General features: G+C 67.9%; 23 protein-coding genes. 9 read left to right on the top strand and 14 right to left on the bottom strand.

Annotation, left to right across the window (positions count from 1 at the left end; genetic code table 11):
* The 4 genes from AB0I12_RS06150 (at position 1) to rsrA (ending at position 2,515) form a co-directional block, all read left to right on the top strand.
* Positions 1–786, top strand: coding sequence for an SOS response-associated peptidase (locus AB0I12_RS06150; protein ID WP_359925285.1), 786 nt, complete (start codon positions 1–3; stop codon positions 784–786).
* A 50-nt stretch (positions 787–836) separates the two neighbouring features.
* Complete coding sequence (locus tag AB0I12_RS06145) at positions 837–1,478, top strand: alpha/beta family hydrolase (protein ID WP_359925282.1); 642 nt, start codon at positions 837–839, stop codon at positions 1,476–1,478.
* Positions 1,479–1,592: 114 nt separating this feature from the next.
* Positions 1,593–2,240 (top strand): sigma-70 family RNA polymerase sigma factor, encoded by a 648-nt coding sequence (locus AB0I12_RS06140; RefSeq protein WP_355476192.1) that lies wholly within the window; start codon positions 1,593–1,595, stop codon positions 2,238–2,240.
* Positions 2,237–2,515, top strand: coding sequence for a mycothiol system anti-sigma-R factor (rsrA, locus tag AB0I12_RS06135; RefSeq protein WP_355476190.1), 279 nt, complete (start codon positions 2,237–2,239; stop codon positions 2,513–2,515). The genes AB0I12_RS06140 and rsrA overlap by 4 nt, the downstream gene beginning before the upstream one ends.
* A 4-nt stretch (positions 2,516–2,519) precedes the next feature.
* Here the strand turns inward: rsrA and AB0I12_RS06130 are convergent, their stop codons facing one another.
* On the bottom strand, positions 2,520–4,991 hold the full coding sequence (locus AB0I12_RS06130; RefSeq protein ID WP_359925278.1) for an NB-ARC domain-containing protein: 2,472 nt from the start codon (positions 4,989–4,991) through the stop codon (positions 2,520–2,522).
* Between the two features lie 823 nt (positions 4,992–5,814).
* Here AB0I12_RS06130 and AB0I12_RS06125 point away from each other — a divergent pair.
* Complete coding sequence (locus tag AB0I12_RS06125; RefSeq protein ID WP_359925275.1) at positions 5,815–6,969, top strand: HD-GYP domain-containing protein; 1,155 nt, start codon at positions 5,815–5,817, stop codon at positions 6,967–6,969.
* Entirely contained in the window at positions 6,966–8,246 is a 1,281-nt protein-coding gene (locus tag AB0I12_RS06120; RefSeq protein ID WP_359925274.1) for an HD domain-containing phosphohydrolase, read from the top strand. The genes AB0I12_RS06125 and AB0I12_RS06120 overlap by 4 nt, the downstream gene beginning before the upstream one ends.
* Here AB0I12_RS06120 and AB0I12_RS06115 read toward each other — a convergent pair.
* The 3 genes from AB0I12_RS06115 to AB0I12_RS06105 all read right to left on the bottom strand — a co-directional run bounded on the left by AB0I12_RS06115 (position 8,208) and on the right by AB0I12_RS06105 (position 10,945).
* The gene (locus AB0I12_RS06115; protein ID WP_359925271.1) at positions 8,208–8,891 is read right to left on the bottom strand and encodes a DUF5317 domain-containing protein; all 684 of its coding nucleotides are present in this window, start codon (positions 8,889–8,891) and stop codon (positions 8,208–8,210) included. The two genes, AB0I12_RS06120 and AB0I12_RS06115, sit on opposite strands and share 39 nt — an antisense overlap.
* 114 nt (positions 8,892–9,005) lie before the next feature.
* A complete protein-coding gene (mctP, locus tag AB0I12_RS06110) occupies positions 9,006–10,661 on the bottom strand; it encodes a monocarboxylate uptake permease MctP (protein WP_359925268.1) in 1,656 nt (551 codons plus the stop codon).
* Entirely contained in the window at positions 10,658–10,945 is a 288-nt protein-coding gene (locus AB0I12_RS06105) for a DUF3311 domain-containing protein (protein WP_359925266.1), read from the bottom strand. The genes mctP and AB0I12_RS06105 overlap by 4 nt, the downstream gene beginning before the upstream one ends.
* Before the next feature lie 82 nt (positions 10,946–11,027).
* On the opposite strand from AB0I12_RS06105, the gene AB0I12_RS06100 reads away from it, so the two are divergent.
* A complete protein-coding gene (locus tag AB0I12_RS06100) occupies positions 11,028–11,996 on the top strand; it encodes an endonuclease/exonuclease/phosphatase family protein (RefSeq protein ID WP_359925263.1) in 969 nt (322 codons plus the stop codon).
* On the opposite strand, the gene AB0I12_RS06095 is transcribed toward AB0I12_RS06100, so the two are convergent.
* Entirely contained in the window at positions 11,993–12,898 is a 906-nt protein-coding gene (locus AB0I12_RS06095; protein ID WP_359925260.1) for a DUF2785 domain-containing protein, read from the bottom strand. The genes AB0I12_RS06100 and AB0I12_RS06095 overlap by 4 nt on opposite strands.
* Before the next feature lie 104 nt (positions 12,899–13,002).
* On the opposite strand from AB0I12_RS06095, the gene AB0I12_RS06090 reads away from it, so the two are divergent.
* Positions 13,003–14,481: a histidine kinase N-terminal domain-containing protein gene (locus tag AB0I12_RS06090; RefSeq protein WP_359925257.1), complete on the top strand. Its 1,479-nt coding sequence runs from the start codon at positions 13,003–13,005 to the stop codon at positions 14,479–14,481.
* A 60-nt stretch (positions 14,482–14,541) separates the two neighbouring features.
* On the opposite strand, the gene AB0I12_RS06085 is transcribed toward AB0I12_RS06090, so the two are convergent.
* Positions 14,542–14,793: a WhiB family transcriptional regulator gene (locus AB0I12_RS06085; RefSeq protein WP_130383822.1), complete on the bottom strand. Its 252-nt coding sequence runs from the start codon at positions 14,791–14,793 to the stop codon at positions 14,542–14,544.
* A gap of 464 nt (positions 14,794–15,257) precedes the next feature.
* Between AB0I12_RS06085 and AB0I12_RS06080 the strand changes: the two genes are divergently transcribed.
* A complete protein-coding gene (locus tag AB0I12_RS06080; RefSeq protein ID WP_359925253.1) occupies positions 15,258–15,593 on the top strand; it encodes a hypothetical protein in 336 nt (111 codons plus the stop codon).
* Here AB0I12_RS06080 and AB0I12_RS06075 read toward each other — a convergent pair whose 3' ends face one another.
* From AB0I12_RS06075 to AB0I12_RS06040, 8 genes are all read right to left on the bottom strand, one after another.
* Positions 15,594–16,382 (bottom strand): RNA polymerase sigma factor SigF, encoded by a 789-nt coding sequence (locus tag AB0I12_RS06075; protein ID WP_359925251.1) that lies wholly within the window; start codon positions 16,380–16,382, stop codon positions 15,594–15,596. It lies immediately after the preceding gene.
* The gene (locus tag AB0I12_RS06070; RefSeq protein WP_355698833.1) at positions 16,379–16,771 is read right to left on the bottom strand and encodes an anti-sigma regulatory factor; all 393 of its coding nucleotides are present in this window, start codon (positions 16,769–16,771) and stop codon (positions 16,379–16,381) included. The genes AB0I12_RS06075 and AB0I12_RS06070 overlap by 4 nt, the downstream gene beginning before the upstream one ends.
* A gap of 97 nt (positions 16,772–16,868) precedes the next feature.
* Entirely contained in the window at positions 16,869–17,645 is a 777-nt protein-coding gene (locus tag AB0I12_RS06065) for an amino acid ABC transporter ATP-binding protein (RefSeq protein ID WP_359925248.1), read from the bottom strand.
* A complete protein-coding gene (locus tag AB0I12_RS06060) occupies positions 17,645–18,607 on the bottom strand; it encodes an amino acid ABC transporter permease (protein ID WP_359925246.1) in 963 nt (320 codons plus the stop codon). Before AB0I12_RS06060 ends, AB0I12_RS06065 begins: the two co-directional genes overlap by 1 nt.
* A 10-nt stretch (positions 18,608–18,617) precedes the next feature.
* Positions 18,618–19,523 (bottom strand): ABC transporter substrate-binding protein, encoded by a 906-nt coding sequence (locus AB0I12_RS06055; protein WP_359925243.1) that lies wholly within the window; start codon positions 19,521–19,523, stop codon positions 18,618–18,620.
* Between the two features lie 199 nt (positions 19,524–19,722).
* Positions 19,723–20,511, bottom strand: a complete 789-nt coding sequence (locus AB0I12_RS06050) for an amino acid ABC transporter ATP-binding protein (protein ID WP_359925242.1) — start codon at positions 20,509–20,511, stop codon at positions 19,723–19,725.
* Positions 20,512–21,333: an amino acid ABC transporter permease gene (locus AB0I12_RS06045; protein ID WP_359925240.1), complete on the bottom strand. Its 822-nt coding sequence runs from the start codon at positions 21,331–21,333 to the stop codon at positions 20,512–20,514. It abuts the gene before it with no gap.
* Positions 21,330–22,172 carry an ABC transporter substrate-binding protein gene (locus AB0I12_RS06040; protein ID WP_359925238.1) on the bottom strand — a complete coding sequence of 281 codons (843 nt, stop codon included), beginning with the start codon at positions 22,170–22,172 and terminating at the stop codon, positions 21,330–21,332. The genes AB0I12_RS06045 and AB0I12_RS06040 overlap by 4 nt, the downstream gene beginning before the upstream one ends.
* Between the last annotated feature and the right edge of the window lie 192 nt (positions 22,173–22,364).

Genomic DNA, 22,364 nt, shown 5'->3' with positions numbered 1-22,364 from the left:
ATGTGCGGTAGGTATGCGTCCAGCCGGGCCCCGTCGGACCTCGTCGAGGAGTTCGAGATCCAGGCGGGCAACGTCCGTGAGTCCGTCGACGAGCTCGGCGAGAACTACAACGTCGCGCCGACCAACCAGGTGATCGCGGTGGTCGAGCGGAAGAACCGCGAGCAGCCCGACGAGACCGTCCGCAAACTGACCACGGTCAAGTGGGGGCTGGTGCCGTCCTGGGCCAAGGACACCTCGATCGGGAACCGGCTGATCAACGCCCGGATGGAGACCGTCGCGGAGAAGCCGGCCTTCAAGAAGGCGTTCGCCACCCGCCGCTGCATCCTGCCCGCCGACGGGTACTACGAGTGGTACACCGCCGAGGAGAAGGTGAACGGCAAGCCGGTCAAGCAGCCGTACTTCATCCACCCGCCGGACGGCAGCATCCTCTCGATGGCCGGGCTGTACGAGATCTGGTGCGACAAGTCGGTCGAGGACCCGGAGTCCGACGACGCGTGGCTGTGGACCTGCACGGTGCTCACCACCTCGGCGACCGACGACCTCGGCCGGATCCACGACCGGATGCCGCTCCTGGTCGAGCGCGAGCGGTACGACGCGTGGCTCGACCCGCTGTCCTCGGACACCGACGGCCTGCTGAAGCTGCTCGTCCCGGCGGCCCCCGGCCGTCTGGAGGCGTACGCCGTCTCGAAGGCCGTCGGCTCGGTGAAGAACAACGGCCGCCACCTCCTCGACCCGCTGCCGCCCGACGGTGAGGACCCGCAGGACAGCCCGACCACGCTCTTCTGAGCCGTTCTTCCGGGTTTCGCGCCCCGTGGTTCCCCGGTCCGGGTGACAGGATGGGGCGGGTGACCGACGAACGGATTGTGGGGACGCCGCACGGTGAGGCCCGGATCGTGGCGCACCGCGCCCGGCGGCCGGTGGCGACGCTGGCTCTGGGTCACGGCGCCGGGGCCGGGATCGAGTCGGGGGACCTGGTCGCGCTGGCCGCCCGGCTGCCGAAGCAGGACATCAACGTGTTCCTGATCGAGCAGCCCTGGCGCCGCGCGGGCCGCAAGCTGGCACCGGCGCCGAAGCTCCTCGACGAGGCCTGGATCGCGATCATCGGCCAGCTCCGGGTCCGGACGCCGCTGGTGATCGGCGGCCGGAGCGCCGGCGCGCGGGTCGCCTGCCGGACCGCCGGCAGCCTCGGTGCCTCCGGCGTCCTCGCGCTGGCCTTTCCGCTGCACGCGCCGGGGAAACCGGAGAAGTCGCGGGTCGCCGAGCTCCAGTCCGCCGGGCTGCCGACGCTCGTCGTCCAGGGGGAGCGGGACCCGTTCGGCACCCCGGAGGAGTTCCCGCCGCTGACCGAGATGGCCGTGGTCCCGGACGCCGACCACTCGTTCAAGGTGCCGAAACGGGCCGAGCTGGACCAGCAGGAGGCGTACGACGTGCTGGTCGAAGCTGTGTTCGAATGGGTGATCCGCGAGGTCTCCGGCTGAGCCGGTCCGGACGGCGGGAATGCCCCCGCGGCCGGGCGTGTTGTGATGGACATGATGGCGACGAGAGAGGCTCCCGCGCGGAGTACTGGGAAGACCCCGGTATTCTCGATCCCGATGCCGACTCCCACCACGACCGAGACGCCCGAGCAGCGCACCGCGCGGTTCGAGCGTGAAGCGCTGCCCTTCCTGGACCAGATGTACGCCGCGGCGATGCGGATGACCCGTAATCCGTCGGACGCCGAAGACCTGGTGCAGGACACTTTCGCGAAGGCGTACAGCTCGTTCCACCAGTTCACGCCGGGCACCAACCTGAAGGCGTGGCTGTACCGGATCCTGACGAACACGTTCATCAACGGTTACCGGAAGCGGCAGCGCCAGCCGACCCAGTCGCCGACCGAGGAGATCGAGGACTGGCAGCTCACCGCCGCCGAGTCGCACACTCCCGGCGGCCTGAAGTCGGCCGAGGCGGTCGCGCTCGAGCACCTGCCCGACTCCGACATCAAGTCGGCGCTGCAGGCCATCCCGGAGGACTTCCGGCTGGCCGTGTACCTGGCCGATGTCGAGGGCTTTGCCTACAAGGAGATCGCCGAGATCATGGGCACACCGGTCGGCACCGTGATGTCGCGGCTGCACCGCGGCCGGCGCCAGCTGCGTGACCTGCTCGGCGACTACGCCCGGGACCGCGGTCTGATCCCGGCGGAAACCGGCACGGACGCGGCCGGCGCGAGCACCGACCGAGCTGCGGAGAAGGAGGAGTCGTGAGCTGCGGCGAGCCCCACGACGTCGACTGCGGAGAGATCCTGCAGCGGGTTTACGTCTTCATCGACAACGAACTCGAGGACGCCAGTTCCGACGAGATCCGCCAGCACCTCGAAGAGTGCGCCCCCTGCCTCGACGAGTACGACCTGGAACGCTGCGTCAAGAAACTGGTCCACCGCTCCTGCGGCTCCGACCACGCCCCCGACGCCCTCCGCCAGAAAATCCTCCTCCGCCTGACCCAAATCCAGGTCGAAACAACGATCACCACCACGGATTGATCCGTCAGATCGAGTAGGCGGCGAATTCGTATTTGTTGATTTCCCCGCGGTGGAGCTTGTCGAGCAGCTCGCGGGCGTAGCTCCGGTAGACCTCGGGCGCATTACGCAGCAACGTCAGGGCAGTGTTCAGCTGCTGGTCGGCGGCGGCGTGATCACCGCGCGCGGCATTGATTCGTGCCAGCTCGAGGTACAGCCGCCCTTCCCGTTCGGCATCCTGCGATGCGCGGGCAACGAGCAATCCGGCTTCGATTTGCCGGGCGCCTTCGGCGTAATCTCCGATCGCCGCGTAGGCAATCGCGAGCAGATGCCGACTTTCGCCTTGGAAGGTCGAGTCGCCGGTCCGCTGCACGATCGCGAGACTGTTCAGGGCCAACGGAACCGCGTCCTGGTAGCGCTCGACCTGCAGGTGCGTGAAGGCCGCGTTGAGGTAGCGCTTGAAGACAGCCCGAGTGTCGTTCGCCGCTTGGGCCAGTGAGATCGCGTCGGCAAAGGCTCGGTCCGCACGCTCGAAGTCGCCGAGGCGATCGTAGAGTCCGCCCACAGCGGTCAGCGAAACGCCCTCGAGCGTCTGGTCCTGGATGGTGCGGCTCAAGGCGAGCGCCGCCTCGCCGTACTCCAGCGCCTCCTCGATCCTTCCCTCGGCGCCGAGCAGGTAGGCGAGAGATGAGCAGCATCGTGCCTGGCCGGAGGGCGCGTCGAGTGCGCGGAACATCTCCAGCGCCGCGAGAATTGGGTCGATCGCACGATCGATCGCACCGTTCTCCGCGTCCGGAATGGCGCTGTCGTGCTGAAGCCAGGCGGCTGTCTCCGGTCGCCCATGTCCTTGTGCGAGTCTGACCGCGTCCGTGTGCAGTTCGCGCATCTCCTGCCATCGTCTGCGTGACTCGAGATAACCGAACAGGGCGAGCGCGAGCTCGGGCAGCAGCACCGAATCCGCCAAGGGCGAATGTCTGGCCTGGCGGACGCGATCCATCAAGTTCCGTTGCTCGGCGTCGATCCAGCGCAGGGCTTGCTCCCGGTCGCGGAGCGACGGAACGTGGCCGCTGGTCGGAACGGTCGCCAGCGCCAGCCGCGGGCTGGTCGGGTGGGTGAAGCGATGAGCAACCCAGCCGAGTTCCGTGTAGAAGTGGAGAATGCGGACCAGGGCAGCATCGCGCTCAGCGGCCGTGAGTGTCTCGTCGGCGACCTCTCGGCCGTAGGCGCGGATCAGATCATGGAATCGGTAGCTGGACGGACTGACGGACTCGAGCAGATTCAGGTCGACGAGACGCTCGACGATCGCGCTCGCTCGCCGCAGCGGAACCTCCAGCAGGGCAGCCGCCACAGGGGTCAGCAGGTCAGATCCGTCGGGAATCGTCAACAGCGGCAGGGCGGTGGCGGCCTGGCGGTCGAGGTCGCGGTCGCTCTCCTCGAGGAAGCGCACGGAACTGGCGATGCTGGCCCGGACGCCGGTCTCGTCCGAACCGAGACTGTCCAGCCGTCGCTCCTCGTCCTGCAACAGATCGACGAAGTGCTGGATCGGCCAGCCGGGACGGGTCGCGAGCCGCCCGCCGATCAGTCGAATCGCCAGCGGCAAGCGGCCCGAACAGATGGCCAGGAACTGGGTTGCCTCCGGCTCAGCGGCAACCCTGGCCTGACCGATGACTTCAGCCAGCAGGTCGACCGATTCGGAGTGTGACAACGCATCGAGGAGGATCTGGCGTGCCCCGGGCAGATGCACCATCGAACCCCGGCTGGTGACGATTGCCGCCGAGCCTGCGCTGCCGGGCAGCAGCGGCAGGATCTGGGCGACATCAGCAGCGTTGTCGAGCAGGAGGAGCACGCGCCGGCCGGCCAGCCGGGAGCGCAGCAGTGCAGCCGCTTCGTCCACGTTGTCAGGGACCGAGCGGGCGTCGGAACCGAGCGAGCGCAGTAGGTGACGCTGCGCGTCGGAAGCGGTCATCGGCGAACCAGGGCCGTAGCCGCGGAGATTCAGGTAGAGGTGGCCGTCCGGATAGCTGTCAGCCAGTTTGTGCGCGGCATGGACGGCCAGCGTCGTCTTGCCGATCCCGCCCATTCCGGTGACTGCGACGAGTCCGACTGTCGTGGCACCGGTTCCGACCGGATCGCGCAGTGCCGACAGGATGGCGTCGACCTGGGCGCTCCGGCCGGTGAAGTCGGGCGCGGCCGGCGGGAGTTGCCACGGTGTCTGCGGAAGCTCGGCCGATGGATCCGTCTTCGTTGCCGGTGGTCGTTCCTTGCTCTTGCCGCGGGCAACGGAGAGGAACTGGTCGGCTTCAGCGGGTGTGAGGGCGAGGGCCGTGGTCAGGGCGTGCACGGTGTCCGTGCGGGGGCGGGTGCGGGTGCCCCGTTCGAGGACGCTGATGGCTTGTTCGCTGAGGCCCGCCTTCTCGGCGAGGGCGGCCTGGGTGAGGCCGATCCGGGTACGGAAAGTACGGAGGAGCTCGCTCAGCGTCGGCGCCGCCGACTCGCTCATCTCCCCACCCTCCTTCGGATCCAGGCCCGATATCGGTCGGTACCGGAAACTTCCGGGGCCAACTCTAGAGGGATCCGCCGACGGCCGTCGGCCGTTGTCCACAGCCCTTGGCGGCGAGCGCTCGAATGTCGAACGATCGTTTGAAAGATAGCATTCAGTATGCGGCCGGGAACTCTCCGAATACAAACCTCTGATATAGGTGGTCTGCTGTAAAGCTGTGACCAAATCGCAAAGACCCCGGATTTCTCCGAGGTCCTCGCTGTCTGTAGCCGCCTGGGGTCAGGCGTTCGGGCGCTTGCCGTGGTTCGCGCCCTTCTTCTTGCGTGCGCGACGCTTCCGGCCGGTCTTTCCCATTTCTTAAGCCTCCTTGAAACAACTGCAAAGAGTCACAGTCTCTCATATCACGCCCGGATCCTCACTTCGTCCGGCGGGTCACGTTTGGGCTTACAGTGTTTCGGCGCAGGCCTGATGAGCAAAATTGAGAGAGTCAGCGAAGTGCTGTCTGCCCCCCTACGCTGCCCGGATCCCCCGGGAGCGTAAGACGCTAGCCGCTGATCGGAGGTGACGTATGATGACCGGCGACACCTGGGACTGGTGAGCTATGGCGTAGTGGAAGGCTTGAGGTGGCCTAGTGAGACCTTCACTGCTACGGGCGACGGTCGCCGCAGTCGCCGTTTGCGCCTTGGCGGTGCTGGTGACAGCCCTCACGAAGATCTCCTTCGGCTTCCCGACGCTTGCACTGTGCCTGCTGATGCTGATCGGCGGAGCACTTCGCTTCAGAATTCTTCCCAATCATCCTGCCACGCTTGACTCTGTCACGCTCGTGGCGGTCTACGTGATCGCCGGGCCGTGGTACGCGGTCGCTGTTTCGGTGTTCGCTTATGCAGCTCAGCTGCGACAGCCGTCGCCGCTGGTGAAGCGGATCTTCAATCCGTCGCATCGAGTGTTGTCCGCAGCCGGCGGCGGCCTCGCCTACGCGGCGGTGGGCGGTCCGGTCGGATCCGAGGTTCTGGAACACATCCCTGCGACCGTCCTGGCTGCCGTTGTCGGGACGATCGGCCATCAGGTGACCAACGCACTGCTGGTGAGCCTGATCCTCTGGCTCGAGGGCCAGGTCCCGGTCCTCCACTTCCTGCGATCGGTGATTCTCCCCACGTTCTTGCCGATGCTCGGCTACAGCGCCCTCGGTGTGCTTCTCGCCGTGACCTGGATCGGGGGCCTCAACATCGTGGCCTGTTTGCTCGTCCTCGGGCCGCTGATCGTCGTCCGCTGGGCGATGTCGCAGTACCAGGCGGAGCGTGCTGCGCAAGCTGCGGCCATGCGTGCCTTCATCCAGGTCATCGAGACGAAGGATCTCTACACCCGCGGCCACTCCGAGCGGGTCAGTACCGGCGTGGGCATGCTCGGCCGGCATTTGCGGCTCCCGGAAGACCGCCAGCAGGCGCTCGAGCATGCCGGTCTGCTGCACGACGTCGGGAAGGTGGGCGTCCCGACGAGCATCATCCGTAAGCCCGGCAAGCTCGACGACGCCGAGATGGACGCGATCCGGTTGCACCCGGCGCGCGGTGTCGAACTGATCGGGAACATCCCGTTCCTCGAAGAGGTCAAGTCAGCCGTCCTGCATCATCACGAGAAGTTCGACGGGACGGGCTATCCGGCCGGATTGAGCGGTACCAATATTCCGTACTTCGCACGGATCATCGGGATCGTCGACGCGTTCGACTGCCTGACGTCGACACGGTCGTACCGCCCGGCGCGCAGTATCGACGAGACACTGGCGATCCTTGTCCAGGACAAGACGACGCATTTCGATCCGGACCTGGTCGACGCATTCGTCGCGGTGATCCGGAATCAGGGCTGGAAGGCAGCGGCAGCCGATCAGCCGGCGCCGGACGGCACTGTCCAGGCCATCGACCACGACGACCTGAGCCTGGGCAGCAGCGGTGGTGCCACCGGCTCCGCGGCCGGACCGGCATGAGCATCGAGTCGGGAGAACTCGATGCCCAGCGTCGCATGGGCAGTGGGATGGTGCTGGTCTTCGCAGGGTGCGTGGTCGGTCTGGTCGCGCTGTTCCTCACGGCTCGGCGCGGGCTGAGCGAGTGGCCGTTCGCAATTGTCTTCGGTTTGCTGATCGCCATCGGTGAGATGGTGCAGTTCCGGGTCGACAGCATCCGCAACCGTGCACCGATCGCGACCAGTGCCGCGCTCGGCTATGTCATGTTGCGGGGCCCGGCGCTCGGCGTTCCCCCGGAAGTGGCTCAGATCGTCGCGGTCACCGGCGTCGCGACGCTGGCCGGCTTGTTCCCACGGGCCGTGGCCGGGCTGCCGTGGGATCTGGTGATCTCGAGTCGGCGAGTGCTCTCGGTCGCCTGTGCGGCGATCACCTTCACTCTGGTCATTCCGGACGACCTGGCGTGGAACGGCTCCTGGACCCATGCGATCGCGCTCACCGGAGCGATGCTGCTGAGCGTGCTGTCGGCCGGCGTGCTGGATGCTCTGGTCGGTGCGGGGCAGGACACGGAGAAGTTCAACCGGCCGTTCCCCGCGTCGCTGCGGGACGAGCTGATCGTGATGACCCGGATCGGGCTCGCGATGGGGATCAGCGGCATGTTGCTGGCCGCTGGTACGTCGTTGATCGGGCTGTGGGCCGTGCCGTTGGTCGTGGTGCCGTTGTCGTTGACGCAGTTTGCGTTTCGGCGGTTTGCTTCCGCGCAGCGGACCTACCGGACGACGGTGCGGTCGATGGCTCGGAGTACGGAGATCGCCGGGTTCAGCAGTCCGGGGCAGAATGCGCGGACGGCGGCGTTGGCGGTGGCGATCGGGAATGATCTCGGGTTGACGCCGGCGCGGATGGAGGCCTTGGAGTACGCGGCCCTGCTGTCGGGGGTGGGGCAGTTGGCGCTGGCGGATCCGAGTCCGGGTGGGGCTTCGTTGCTGCGGACGCGGGAGGAGCGGCAGCGGGCGGCGGAGATCGGGGCGTCGGTGATCGAGCGGTCCGGCGTGCTGGATCATGTCGCGGAGATCGTCCGGCACTCCAACGATCCGTACCGGCACGGGCGGGCGAACAACCCGGGGATCCCGGTCGAGAGCGGGATCGTGAACGTTGCCCTGGCCTACGAACAGCTCGTCGGCGAGGGCTCGGGACAGTCGCCCGACAAGGCGATGGAGTCGATCGGGCTGGGCATCGGCGCGGAGTACGACCCGGTGGTGGTCGACTCACTGCGCCGGATCGTCGGGCGCGGCTTCCGGTTCTGAAGGCACAGCCGGTTCTGAAGGCACAGCCGGTTCTGAGAGCTCCTGACTCGCCCGAGGCGACAGGCGCAGCAGGGCCGGGGTACCGGCACACGGCTCCAGGTCGTCCCAGACCGGCGCGGTCGTGGCGGGGACGCGCCCCGAGGCGCCCATCCCGGCGTACAGCAGCAGGCCGGCGCCGGCCGCGATCAGGACGTCGCCAGGGCTGACCGCCTGACCGAGACCGGGCAGCGCGACAGGTACGACGTCGCCGAGCCAGGGCAGCCGGGTCGCGGCGTCGGACACCTCGTGCCGCGGATCGGTCAGCACCGCGTCGCCGACTCCCGCGCGCGCCAACGCGGCCAGCGACACCGGCATCGCGCCGTTCAGCGCGACGACGACCGCGTTGCCGAAGAATCCCAGCGCCAGCAGGCCGACGCCCGGATGCCGCAGGTTCAGCCGCAGGAAGACCGCGATGCAGACCGCGGACCCGAGCAGTCCGACCGGGTACGCCGTCCCGCCGAACAGGGATCCGAGCAGCTGCCCGATCGCCGCCGCGGCCAGCCAGTGCACACCGGTCAACGTGTTCGCGGCCAGCCGGCCGAACCGTCCGCCGGTCGCGAGCGCCGCCCCGGCAGCGAGCACCATGACGAGGAGGACCAGCAGCACGGTGCGATTCTGCCGAATCAGCGGCCCGAAACCGGGCAAGCTGACCCCGCAGCGTGTCGATTTAACTGCAAAAGGTGAGGGCGGCCCGGAAACCCGGGCCGCCCTCGGTGGACTTCAGGACTTCGCGGTGGCCGCTCCGCCCTCGTCGATGATCTCCGGCAGGTCGTGCACCCCCGGGTCGCCGCGGTCCGCGGTGAAGTCGCTCGCGTGCGTGCTGTCCTTGCCGTCCGGCACCTTCAGAGCCCGGAAGACGAGCGTCAGCACGACCACGACGACCACGTTCAGCACGAACGCGATCAGCGCGATGTACGCCGGGGTGGTGGTGCCCGGGATGTTCGCCAGCGAACCGCCGAAGTGCTTCTTCGTCGCCGGGTTCACCACGTTGTACGCCGTGATCGTGCCGTACAGCATCGCGACCGCCCAGCCGGCCAGCAGCGCGTACCGGTGGAACCAGCGGGTGTACAGACCGACCACGATCGCGGGGAACGTCTGCAGGATCCAGATACCGCCGAGCAGTTGCAGGTTCAGCGCGACCGTCTTGTCCATCCCGAGCACGAACACCAGCGCGCCGACCTTCACCAGCAGCGACGCCAGCTTGGAGACCTTCGCCTCCTGCGCCGGGGTGGCCGACGGCTTGATGAAGTCGCGGTAGATGTTGCGGGTGAACAGGTTGGCGGCGGCGATCGACATGATTGCCGCCGGCACCAACGCGCCGACCGCGATCGCCGCGAACGCGATCCCGGCGAACCAGGCCGGGAACTCCTGGTCGAACAGCCGCGGGATCGCCAGCTGCGGGTTCGCCAGGCCGTCCAGGCCCTTGATGTTCACGTTCGCCTTGATCGCCATGAAGCCGAGCAGGGCGAGCAGACCCAGCAGCAGCGAGTACGCCGGGAGCAGCGTGGCGTTGCGCCGTACGACGTTGCGGGTCTTGGTCGACAGCACCGCCGTCACCGAGTGCGGGTACATGAACAGCGCCATCGCGGAGCCGAGCGCCAGCGTCCAGTAGGACACGTAGCCCGCCTCACCCGGGATGAACGCCCCGGTCGGCTTGCCGGTCGCCGGGTTCGGCTTGGCCAGCTTCTCCTGCGCCGCACCGAAGATCGAGTCCCAGCCGCCGAGCACGTGCGGCAGGTAGAAGATCGCGACCAGGATCACCAGGTAGATCAGGATGTCCTTGACGAACGCGATCATCGCCGGCGCCCGCAGACCAGAGGAGTAGGTGTACGCCGCCAGCACCGCGAAGGCGATCAGCAGCGGCAGGTCCTTGGCGAGCGTGTTGTTGCCGCCGAGGCCCATCGTCTCGAACACCGCCTGCATACCGACCAGCTGCAGCGCGATGTACGGCATCGTGGCCAGGATGCCGGTCACGGCCACGGCCAGCGACAGCGCCTTGCTGCCGTAGCGGCCGCCGACGAAGTCGGCCGGCGTGACGTACCCGTGCCGGTGCGAGACCGACCACAGCCGGGCCATGAAGACGAACACGATCGGGTAAGCGACGATCGTGTACGGCACCGCGAAGAAGCCGCTGATCGCGCCGGTCGCGTACATGGCGGCCGGCACCGCGATGAACGTGTACGCCGTGTAGAGGTCGCCACCCAGCAGGAACCAGGTGATGAACGTGCCGAAGCCGCGCCCGCCCAGCCCCCACTCGTCGAGGTTGTCGAGGTGGCCGGCGCTGCGCCACCGGGACGCCATGAAGCCCATCACCGTGACGGCGCCGAAGATCAGGATGACGATGATCAGCTGCACCCAGTTGACATCGGTGTTCACTGGTCGCCCTCCTTCGCGCCGGCGCCGTCCGCGGCATCAGGGTCACCAAGCCCCTGGGCCGCCCGCCGCTTGCGCTCCTCGGTGCGGATCAGCCGGTAGCTGATGCTGACCAGGATTGCGGACAGGAACACCCACATCAGTTGGTACCAGTAGAAGAAGGGAAAACCCCACAGGTGCGGGTCGACCTTGGCGTACGTCGGTACGAGCAGCGGTAGGACGACCGCTGCCGCCAGAAGTACGCCAGAGATCCAGTACGCGGGTCTGACCGCGGACAATCGGGACAATGCAACCTCCTCGGGACAGGACAGGCGCAACCGAGCACGCTACCGTTCGGCCGGACCGGCCACTAGACCATCAGGTTGGTGCATGGATAACGAAAAGGCATGGTTCGTACGGCGCGTCGTGCTGTCCGTACTGTTCCTCGTCGTCGTTGCCGTGCCGCTGTATCCGGAGCTGTTCGGGCTCGACGAGGTGACGCCGTTCGCCCAGCTCGCCGCGTTCCGTCCGCAAGGTCTGGTCGTCGTGCTGGTGCTGTCGCTGCTGATGCTGGTACGGCGGGGGTGGCGGATCGCCGCCGCGCTGGTCGCCGTCCTGGCGCTGGTCGGTGCCGGGCTGACCGCGCCGCGGCGACTGTCGGATGCGCGTCCGGCGCCGGCCGGGGCCCGGGTCCTGACGATCATGGTCGCCAACGTGCTCGGCGGCGGGGCCCGCGCTGCGGACGTGGCGCAGCTGATCCGGGACCACAAGCCGGACCTGGTGTCGTTGCCGGAGGCCCAGGTCGATGTCCGGGAGGAGATCCGGGCGCAGCTGCAGGACCAGCAGTACAAGGGGTTCACGGCCCAGCCGAGCAGCGCGGTCGAGAGCGCGACGAGCGTGCTGGTCGCGGCGTCGCTCGGCGCCGTCACGTTCGGGTCGGAGGGCGGCACTACTTTCGGCAACGTCGTCGTCACCGGCGGCGACCTCGGCCCGATCCGGCTGATCGCCTATCACGGGTACCCGCCGTTGCCGGACGCGGTGACGACCTGGAAGAACGATCTGCAGACCGTCCGCCGGTGGTGCGCGCAGGACCCGCCGACGGTCGTCGCGGGCGACTTCAACGCGACCCTCGACCACGCGGACTTCCGGCAGGCGCTGGGCGGCTACTGCCGCAGCGTCGGGCCGACCGTCGGCGGCGGGTTGCGCGGCACCTGGCCGGCCGACCAGCCGGCCCTGCTGCGGACGCAGATCGACCACGTCGTGGTGTCGCGACAGTTCCAGTCCGGCGAGTTCTCGACGTACCCGATCCAGGGGACCGACCACCGGGCCGTGGTCGCGACAGCCGCGGTAGGGGGCTAGGACGGATTCGTCGCCGGCCGGTAGATGTACGGCTGGGAGGCCTGCACCGCCTCGGTCAGCATCAGCAGCAGGTCGGCCCGGGCCTCGATCGGGCGGCCGAACAACTCGTCGTCGCCCGGGATCGGGAAGCCCTTCACCCCGATCGCGAGCTGGCTGAGCAGGACGTGCAGGACGCCGCGGGCGTTGAACACGTTCGGCGTCGGCCACTCGGGCAGCGTCTCGTGCATCAACGGCTGCTGGGCCGCGGTCGCCGCGATCGGCTTCAGCCAGCGCTCGAGCTCGTCGCTGGTCAGCATGTTCCGGTGCAGGACCGTCATCACCGCGTGCGCGACCCGGTCGTGCTCCTCGTGCACCCAGCGGTACGGCGTGTCCTTGACGATCCGGTCCGCGAGGACGTCGAGCAGCGCCCGCAGGACGCCGGTGTCGCAGTGCCGGGACCGGGCCAGCGCGCCGATCGCGTCGGCGCCGTGCGCGACGGCGTGCGCCCAGCCGCAGTCCTCGACGTATCCGCGCAGGTCGCGCTCGCGCAGCAGCCAGGTCGCCAGCCGGTCGCCCCAGCGCATCACCACCTCGTCGTGCACCAGGAACTCGGCGTTGTCGCGGTGGATCACCTCCGCCAGCGTCAGCGCGGTGAACGAGCGCCGGAAGACCGTGTCGGTGCCGTCCTCACCCAAGCCGTAGTTCAGTCCGGCGCAGAGGCCGTCACCGAAGCCCGGCAACAGGTCGTCGTACACCCCGCGCTCGAGCCAGGTGGCGAGCGTCGGGTAGGCGAGCGCGTCCCGGACCTGCGGGTTGGTGCTGGCCAGCCCGCGGACGAGCTCCTCGGTGAGTTCGGTCAGCGTACGGTCGTGCGGCACCGCGTAGTCCGCGGCCATCACGTCCTGCCAGTACGTCGACTCCACCCGAGCATCCTTTCATCTGTAGCTGATCAATCAACACCCGCACACGCCCACTTGTCGAGCGGACCACCCCGGGAGCTGGTACAAGCCCTCGGTAGCATCGGAACGTGCCGTCTTTGACCGATGTGGCGCGCAACCACACCACGCTCGACCAGGCCGACCTGGACCGCCTGCAGCTGCTCGTCTCGGACTGGCAGATGCTGGCCGACCTGTCGTTCGCCGACCTGGTGCTCTGGTTGCCCGACACCGAGGGGCTGGGGTTCTGGGCCGGGGCGCAGATGCGGCCGACGACCGGCCCCACGGCGTACCTCGACGACATCGTCGGCAGCTTCATCCCGCGCGGCCGCCGGCACCTGCTGGACCAGGCGTACGACGGCGGCCGGATCTGCCGCGAGGGCGATCCGGAATGGCGCGACGACGTACCGGTCCGGGTCGAGACGATCCCGGTCCGCCGCGGCTCCCGGGTGATCGCGGTGATCGCGCGGAACACCAACCTGCTCGGTGTCCGGACGCCGTCCCGGCTGGAGATCGCGTACCTGCAGAGCGCGACGGACCTGGCCCGGATGATCACCGACGGCATCTTCCCGTACGGCGGGGAACGGCTGCTGTCCACCACGCCACGCGTCGGTGACGGCTGCATCCGGGTCGATCGGCACGGGATGGTGACGTTCGCGAGCCCCAATGCGTTGTCCGCGTACCGCCGGATGGGACTCGTCACCGACCTGGTCGGCTCGCGGCTCAAGGACGTGACCGCCGAGCTGCTGCAGTCCGGGCACAAGGTCGACGACGTGCTCGCGTCGGTGGTCACCGGGCGCGCGGCCAAGGAGATCGAGATCGAGAACTCCGACGCCACGCTGTTCCTGCGCGCGATCCCGCTGCGGGCCGACGGCCAGCATGTCGGGGCGCTGATCCTGCTCCGCGACGTCACGGAGCTGCGCAGCCGGGAGCGGGAGCTGGTCACCAAGGAGGCGACCATCCGGGAGATTCATCATCGCGTCAAGAACAACTTGCAGACGGTCGCGGCGTTACTCCGGATGCAGGCCCGGAGGATCACCGTCCCGGAAGGGCAGGCCGCGCTCGCCGAGGCGGTCCGGCGGGTCGGGTCGATCGCGATCGTCCACGAGACGCTGTCGGAGTCGTTCGACGAGCACGTGGACTTCGACGACGTGGCCGACCGGGTCGGCGCGATGGTCGCGGACGTGTCGACGGTCGCGACCGCCGTGGAGACCCGGCGCAGCGGATCGTTCGGCGTCCTCGACTCGGAGATCGCGACGCCGCTGGCGATGGTGCTGACCGAACTGATGCAGAACTCGGTCGAGCACGCCTTCGGCGCCCGCGACGGGGCCGAGACGAGCGGGACGATCGAGCTCACCGCCGAGCGCTCGGTCGGCCGGCTGCACATCGACGTGATCGACGACGGCAAGGGCCTGCCGACGAACTTCGACTCCGAACTGTCCGGCAATCTGGGCCTGTCCATCGTCCGCACGCTGGTTCTCGGTGAACTCGACGGCACCCTGGAGTTCGGCAACCGCCACGACGGCCGTCCCGGCACCCAGGTCACCCTGGACATCCCGGTGAAGGACTGACGGCCGGGGAAACACAAAGGCCCCGCGGTACTTTCCGCGGGGCCTCGAAGGAGGACTTGCTCAGGCGGTGCGGATGCGTTGACGGGCGTTGCGGCGCTTCAGCGCGCGGCGCTCGTCCTCGCTCAGGCCGCCCCAGACACCGTGGTCCTGGCCGGCTTCCAGCGCCCACGCGAGGCACTGCTCACGCACGTCGCAGCGTCGGCACACCTGCTTGGCCTCTTCGATCTGCATGATCGCGGGCCCGGTGTTGCCGATGGGGAAGAACAGTTCCGGGTCCTCGTCGAGGCATACGGCCCGGTGGCGCCAATCCATGGCGGATCCCATCTCTCTCAGTAGTTGACGTAGGCTGACGGGTAGGTCTGTGCCCAATCAGCGGTGCTGTACTCGTCGGTTCGTGACGCACGGGGGTCGGTGCCGCGTCTTGTTGTGAACGCTTTCACGAACGAGACCATGTTCCCAATCTTGGGGGATCGAAACAAGGGTTATGGAGTTGTCGATCCGATCACAACGCTTCCTTAACACTTCGAACTGGCACACGGCGGTTCTCTCCATCCGGTAATCGGACGGAGCGGTCCTTCCGCAAGCACCCGTTCACTGCAAGTAACCGCTGCAACCTTCTTTTGGTTACGCACAACCTCAAATCCCTGTAGGGCCGAGGTTCACGGACCCACCCGGGCACCGGGCACTAAGCTGGCGAAGTGCCGACCGACTCCCCAGCTGCCGCAGTCCCGAGACCGCTCAAATTAGCCGCGGCAGTGGTCGCTGTGGAAGGGCTCGTGCTCATCGTTCTCGGAATTGCCGAAGCCTTGACGATTCACAGCGCCCGGCTGGTGCTCGGACTGACCACCGCCGGCTTCTTCCTGGTGTACGGCGTGGCGCTCGTTCTGGTCGCCGTGCGTGGCCTCTGGCGGGCGGCACGGTGGAGCCGCGGGCCGACGGTGTTCACGCAGCTGATCCAGCTCCTGGTCGCGTACAGCGTCTGGAACGGCGGCGCCCCGGCGATCGCGGTCGTGCTCGCCGTACTGGCCGTCGTGGTCCTGGTCTGCCTGTTCCAGAAGGCGTCGTTCGAGGCCCTGATCGGTGGTAGCTCCAACGACCACCCCGTCCTCTAGCTACTCCTTCAGCAGGCCGGTGCGCAGCTCGGTGAGGGTCCGGGCGAGCAGCCGGGAGACGTGCATCTGCGAGATCCCGATCTCCTCGGCGATCTGCGACTGTGTCATCCCGCGGAAGAACCGCAGCGTGAGGATCCGCTTCTCCCGGGTGTCCAGCTGCGCCAGCAGCGGCTTCAGCGACTCCCGGTACTCCACGCTCTCCAGCGCCTCGTCCTCGCCGCCCAGGCCGTCCAGGACCGTCGTCGCGTCGGTCTCGTTCTGATCGGGAGCGTCCAGGGACAGCGTGTTGTAAGCGTTCGCTGACTCCAGGCCCTCGATCACCAGATCCGGCGACAGCCCCAGGCGCTCCGACAGCTCCGCCACCGTCGGGGCCCGGCCGAGCTCCTGCGTCAGCTCGGCGGTCGCCGCGGTCAGCGACAGCCGCAGCTCCTGCAGCCGCCGCGGCACCCGGATCGCCCAGCCCTTGTCCCGGAAGTAGCGCTTGATCTCGCCCAGGATCGTCGGCGTCGCGTACGTCGAGAACTCGACGCCGCGGTCGGAGTCGAACCGGTCGATCGCCTTGATCAGGCCGATCGTGGCCACCTGGACGAGGTCGTCGTACGGCTCGCCGCGGTTGCGGAACCGGCGCGCCAGGTGCTCCACCAGCGGCATGTGCAGCGCGACCAGACCCTCGCGGGCTGCTGCGGACGCCGGATCGCGACGGCCGGACGCCATCTGCTGGAACAGTGCGGCAGTCCGGGTACGCAGATCAGGGGAGTCCTGGGACTCGCCCAGGTGCTCGTCTGTCACGCGGTCTCCGTCGCGGTCGCGGTGGCCGTCACGGTGATGGTCAGCCGGCCCTCGACGGTCTCGGCGGCGGCCGACTCCACCAGGGCGGTCAGCACGGTCCAGCCGAACGAGGTGGTGTCCGGGCGCCAGCCGTTCGGTACGACGGCGCTCGTCCGCACCGTCAGCTGCGGCGGCGCGATCTCGAACACGCACTCCAGCACCCCGTCGGCCGACTGCGGCAGCAGCAGCGAGCAGGCCTCGTCGACGGCGATCCGCAGGTCGTCGATCGCGTCCAGCGTGAAATCGTTGCGGGCCGCGAGGTTGCCGACCACCGACCGGGGCACCGCGATGTAGGCGCCGTCCGCCGGGATACTCAGGCGGACCTCGGCGGCTCGTCCCGTGCTGCTCACATCGTCTCCCTCGGATCGACCTCCCACGCCGTACATCATCCAACCTCAACGCGTTCGATGCACGGCGGGCGGGGCCGACCGGGACGAGAAAATTCTGCTACGGGTGGTCGTGCTCCGAGCGCAGCCGGGACAGGAAGGCCTGCGTGCGGGAGTGCTGCGGGTTCCCGATCACGTCCTTGGGCGAGCCGGCCTCGACCACGACGCCGCCGTCCATGAACACGACCGTGTCGGCGACGTCGCGGGCGAACGACATCTCGTGGGTCACCACGATCATCGTCATCCCGTCCAGGGCGAGCTCCCGCATCACCGCGAGCACCTCACCGACCAGCTCGGGGTCGAGCGCCGACGTCGGCTCGTCGAACAGCATCAGCTTCGGCTGCATCGCCAGCGCCCGGGCGATCGCGACCCGCTGCTGCTGGCCGCCCGACAGCTGGGACGGGTAGGCGTTGCACCGGTCCGCGAGACCGACCCGGTCGAGCAGTTTCATCGCCCGCTCACGGGCCGTCTTCTTCGATTCGCCCTTGACCTGCGTGGGCGCCTCGACGATGTTCTGCAGCGCGGTCTTGTGCGGGAACAGGTTGAACCGCTGGAAGACCATCCCGATCTCCCGCCGCTGGGCCGCGATCTCCTTGTTCTTCAGGCGGTACAGCTTCCCGTCGCGGTCGGTGTACCCCATCAGCTCGTCGTCGACCCAGATCCGGCCGCCGTCGATCGTCTCGAGCTGGTTGATGCAGCGCAGGAAGGTCGTCTTGCCGGAGCCGGACGGGCCGAGCAGACACACCACCTGCCCGCGATCGACATCCAGATCGATGCCTTTCAGGACCTCGTTGTGGTGGAAGGACTTGGTCACGTTGACCGCGTGCACCAGCGGCATCAGGCGCCTCCTGCCCCGGCCGGCCGCGCGGCTCGCGGTGCCTTGCCGGTCCCGAATCCGCGACCGAAGTGCCGCTCGAGGAAGTACTGCCCGACCATCAGCACGCTGGTCGCGGCCAGGTAGAACAGCGTCGCGGCGACCGCGATCGGGAACGTCTTGTAGAACGTGCTGCCGATCGACTGCAGCTGGTAGAACAGCTCGCCGATCACCGGGACCGCGAGCAGCAGCGAGGTGTCCTTCAGCATCGCGATGGTCTCGTTGCCGGTCGGCGGCACGATCACCCGCATCGCCTGCGGCAGCACCACCCGGCGCATCACCTTGCCGTTGCTCATCCCGAGCGCCTCCGCGGCCTCGGCCTGGCCCTTGTCGACGCTGAGGATGCCGGCCCGGGCGATCTCGGCCATGTAGGCCGCTTCGGACAACCCGAGACCGATGACACCGGCAACGATCCCGGTGAACACCTGGTTGGCGTCCAGGCTGAAGAACCGCCAGTCGCCGGACATCCCGAGCCAGTCGATGATCTTCCAGTCGAACGGGATCCCGAGCTGGATGCCCTGCGGGAACAAGATCCCCAGCGTGCCCATCGTGAACAGCAGGATGTACCGCGGGATGCTCCGGAAGAACCAGGTGAACACCCAGGCCACGCCGGACAGGATCGGGTTGTCGCTCAGCCGCATCACGGCCAGCACCACACCGCCGCCGACCCCGACGATCATCGACAGCGCGGTGACCAGCAGCGTGCCCTTGAGGAACCCGTTGATCACCGGCTGCTGTTTCATCGCCTCGAAGACGAAACTCCAGTCGAACGCCTTGTTGGTGACCAGCAGGTGCACCAGCATCGCGACCAGCACCGCGATCACCGCGATCGCGACCCAGCGGCCCGGATGCCGGACCGGTACCGCGTCGATCGCGCCCGGCCGCTCGGGAGCATCCTGCGGCCGGGCTTCAGTTTCAGTACTCATGACGGTCAGCTCACGGGTTGACGGCGAAGTCGGTGATCGCGCCCGAGTCGTTGTTCCACTTCTGCAGCGTGCTCTTGTACGTGCCCTCGCTGTCGAGCGACTTCAGCGCCTCGGTGATGGCCTGCGCGAACGCGGTCTCGCTCTTCGGGACCACGTACCCGTACGGCGCGGCGTCGTAGATGTCGCCGAGCTGCTCGAGCTGACCGTTGGTCTGCTTGATCGCGTACAGCACGACCGGGGAGTCGGCGAGCATCGCGTCCGCCTTGCCGGCCACCAGGTCCGCGGTCGCCTGGTCCTGCTTCTCGCGGACGACCAGCTTGATCTCGGGCTTGCCGGCCGCCTTGCACGCGGCCTGCCGCTTCGGCATGTCGTCCTCGAGCTGCGTCGTACCCTTCTGCACCGCGACGGTCTTGCCGCATGCGTCGTCGGCGTTGATGCCCTTCGGGTTGCCCTTCGCGGTCGCCCACAGGGTGCCGGCGTTGAAGTAGCTGACCATGTTGACCTGCTGCTTGCGCTTGTCGTTGATCGTGAACGACGAGACGCCGACGTCGTACTTGCCGCCCTGGACACCGGTGATGATGGTGTCGAACCCGGCGGGCTGCCACTCGACCGTGACGCCGAACTTCTGCGCGACGGCGTTGAACAGGTCGACGTCCATCCCGACCACGGTCTTGCCGCCCTGCAGGAACTCGTTCGGCGGGTAGCTGGCGTCGACGCCGACGACGATCTTGCCGGCCGACTTGATCTTGGCCGGCAACGAGCCGCTGAGGTCCGGTCCACCGCTCGACGGGGCGCTGGAGGGGGCGCTCGTCGTGGGAGAGGTGGACGAGCCACCTCCGAGAGAGTTCGAGCCGCACCCGGCGGCCGCGAGAACCAGGACGCCGGACAGCACCAGCGCCCTCCGCAGGACAGACATCTAGTCCTCCAAAACCGGGCACCGGTCGGCCCGGTGCCATGTGTCCGCATCTTGACACAGTGACCTGCGGACAGCGCACGGAGGAACCCCGAACAGAGACCTATTCGTAGCTTGGGCACCGTCGTTCCGCTGCGGTCCGTCGACCACCCGGACACACAGCGTCACGACGTACGGCGGTTGTACTGCAGCGGTACGGCGGCTACTGGGTCGGCTCGACGTGTGTCGGGTCGAGCACCCGGCGGAGGAACGTGCGGGTCCGCTCCTCCTTGGGGTCGCCGATCACGTCGGCGGGCGGGCCCTGTTCGACGATCACGCCGCCGTCCATGAACACCACCCGGTCCGCCACCTCGCGCGCGAACGCCATCTCGTGGGTGACGACGAGCATCGTCATCCCGTCGAGCGCGAGTTTGCGCATCACCGTGAGCACGTCGCCGACGAGCTCCGGGTCGAGCGCCGACGTCGGCTCGTCGAACAGCATCAGCGCCGGGTCCATCGACAGCGCGCGGGCGATCGCGACCCGCTGCTGCTGGCCGCCGGACAGCTGCGCCGGGTACGCGTCGATCTTCTCGCTCAGCCCGACCCGCTCCAGGTTCGCGCGGGCGACCTTGCCGGCCTCCTCCGCGGACCGCTTCAGAACGGTGCGCTGGGCAACGGTGCAGTTGGCCAGCGCGGACAGGTGCGGGAACAGGTTGAACTGCTGGAACACCATCCCGATCTGCTGCCGGGCCGCGTCCAGGTGACAGTCCGGATCGGTGATGTCCTCGCCGCGGACGATCACCTGCCCTTCCTGCGGGGTCTCCAGCAGGTTCACGCAGCGCAGCAGCGTGGACTTGCCGGACCCGGACGGGCCGATCACGCACACCACCTCGCCCTGCTCGACGGTGAAGTCGATCCCGCGCAGGACGTGGTTGCTGCCGAAGGACTTATGGAGGTTCTTGATCTCTACCGACCGGGGTGGTGGGGTGGGGAAGGAATTCTGGCTAGCCATTTAGCGCGTCCTCGCCGTCCGTGCCTCGAGCCGGCGGGCCAGGATGCCCAGCGGCAGGGTGATGAGCAGGTAGCAGAACCCGCAGACCACGATCGGCGTCAGGTTCGAGTACGTGTTGGCCAGGTCGCGGCCGAAGCCGGTCAGCTCGTACCCGTCCGCGGCGACGCCGATCATGAACACCAGCGAGGAGTCCTTGACCAGCAGGATCAGGTCGTTGGTCAGCGGCGGGAGCACGATCCGGAACGCCTGCGGCAGCACGATCTTGCGCATCGCCAGGCCGGCCGGCATGCCGAGTGACCGGGCTGCCTCGACCTGTCCCTTCGGGACCGCCTGGATGCCGGCCCGGATCACCTCGGCCATGTACGCCGAGGCCACGATGCCGAGCGCCAGCCACACCACGCCGTACGGGTCCCAGGGGATCGTCATCCCCGGGAACGCCAGCGGCAGCAGGCTGAACGCGATGAACACCACGATCGCCGGAAGGCCGCGGAAGAACTCGATGTACGCCGTCGCGATCCACCGGTACGGGCCGACCTGGCTGAGCTTCATCAGCGCCAGCAGCGTGCCGCCCGCGAGCCCGATCACGAACGCGCCGGCGGTGTACTCGAGCGTCTTCACCAGCGCCTGGAGGACGCCGTCCTGGAACGTCGACTTGATGAACTCGGGCTTGAAGAAGACGCTGACGATCTGGCCCCAGTTCGCGCTGAACGCGGCGACCAGGACCAGGACGACGAGCACGGCGTACTGGATCCAGCGGGAGCGCTGGGCCCGCTGCCGCGGGCTCAGCCCCTTCCGCTCAACGTCTTGCGTCGATGTGCTCACTTCGTCGGCTCAACCCCGAACCACTTCTTGTAGATCTCGTTGTACTTGCCGTCCGACTTGGCTTTGGTCAGCAGTTCGTTGAACTTGGTCACCAGCTTCGGGCCGCTGCCGTCCTTGAGCGCGCCGAACCCGTACTGCTCGCCGGTGTTGAACTCGGCGACGACCGCCATGTCCGGGTTCTCCTTGACGAAGTCGTACAGCACGCCGTTGTCGTTGATCGCGGCGTCGACCCGGCCGGACTTCACGTTGTTCTCCTGCAGCGCGAGGTCGTTGAACGGGATCACCGTGTACCCGTTGGCCGCCGCGTTGTCGTCGGCGTACTTCTTGCCGGTGGTGTCGGCCTGCGCGCCGAGCTTCTTGCCCCGCAGGTCCGCCAGCGACTTGATGCCGGAGTCCTTCTTGGTCATCAGCACCTGGGTGGCGTCCATGTACGGCTCGGTGATGCTGATCGCGGCCTGGCGCTCCTTGGTGATCGTCATCGCGCCCATGCCCATGTCGCACTTCTTCGCCTGGAACGCGGCGCCCGAGGTGACCTGGGCCCACTCGATGTTGACGACGTCCTGCTCCAGGCCGAGATCCTTGGCGACCAGGTCGAGCAGGTCGACGTCGAAGCCGACGACCTTGGTGCCGTCCTTGTACTGGAAGGGCTTGTACGGCAGGTGCGTGCAGATGGTCAGCTTGCCGGGCTTGACCAGCGTGATGCCGGCCGCCTTGGCCTTGTCCTCGGAACCTCCGCCGCCGTCCGAGCCGCCGCCACAGGCGGCCAGTGTGAGCGCGAGCACGGCGGCCGAGGCGACTGCCTGCGCCCGGCGCCTGCGGAGAGTGGGGACGATGTTCATCGCGAAATCTCCTCGACAGGGGTTGTGAATCCCCGCATCCTGGCACACGTCGGGAGGATGTGGGGCCTCTCACAGCAGACCAGTGAGGCATGTGGTTTACTCGTTGCCGACGGGTGACCCCCTGGCAACGGCGCCGTTCGACGCACCCTCATCGAACGCCCACCATCACACGTTCCGCTCGAGATTCCTTGA

The sequence above is a fragment of the Kribbella sp. NPDC050459 genome, assembly GCF_040655315.1.
GTDB lineage: Bacteria > Actinomycetota > Actinomycetes > Propionibacteriales > Kribbellaceae > Kribbella.
The sequence above is the reverse complement of the archived record's forward strand: the minus strand, read 5'-3'. Positions and strand labels throughout refer to the sequence as shown.

Coding starts and splice junctions, on each gene's coding strand:
- AB0I12_RS06150 (WP_359925285.1), top strand. CDS start 1: ATGTGCGGTAGGTATGCGTCCAGCCGGGCCCCGTCGGACCTCGTCGAG.
- AB0I12_RS06145 (WP_359925282.1), top strand. CDS start 837: ATGGGGCGGGTGACCGACGAACGGATTGTGGGGACGCCGCACGGTGAG.
- AB0I12_RS06140 (WP_355476192.1), top strand. CDS start 1,593: ATGCCGACTCCCACCACGACCGAGACGCCCGAGCAGCGCACCGCGCGG.
- AB0I12_RS06130 (WP_359925278.1), bottom strand. CDS start 4,991: ATGAGCGAGTCGGCGGCGCCGACGCTGAGCGAGCTCCTCCGTACTTTC.
- AB0I12_RS06120 (WP_359925274.1), top strand. CDS start 6,966: ATGAGCATCGAGTCGGGAGAACTCGATGCCCAGCGTCGCATGGGCAGT.
- AB0I12_RS06100 (WP_359925263.1), top strand. CDS start 11,028: ATGGATAACGAAAAGGCATGGTTCGTACGGCGCGTCGTGCTGTCCGTA.
- AB0I12_RS06085 (WP_130383822.1), bottom strand. CDS start 14,793: ATGGATTGGCGCCACCGGGCCGTATGCCTCGACGAGGACCCGGAACTG.
- AB0I12_RS06065 (WP_359925248.1), bottom strand. CDS start 17,645: ATGCCGCTGGTGCACGCGGTCAACGTGACCAAGTCCTTCCACCACAAC.
- AB0I12_RS06060 (WP_359925246.1), bottom strand. CDS start 18,607: ATGAGTACTGAAACTGAAGCCCGGCCGCAGGATGCTCCCGAGCGGCCG.
- AB0I12_RS06055 (WP_359925243.1), bottom strand. CDS start 19,523: ATGTCTGTCCTGCGGAGGGCGCTGGTGCTGTCCGGCGTCCTGGTTCTC.
- AB0I12_RS06050 (WP_359925242.1), bottom strand. CDS start 20,511: ATGGCTAGCCAGAATTCCTTCCCCACCCCACCACCCCGGTCGGTAGAG.
- AB0I12_RS06040 (WP_359925238.1), bottom strand. CDS start 22,172: ATGAACATCGTCCCCACTCTCCGCAGGCGCCGGGCGCAGGCAGTCGCC.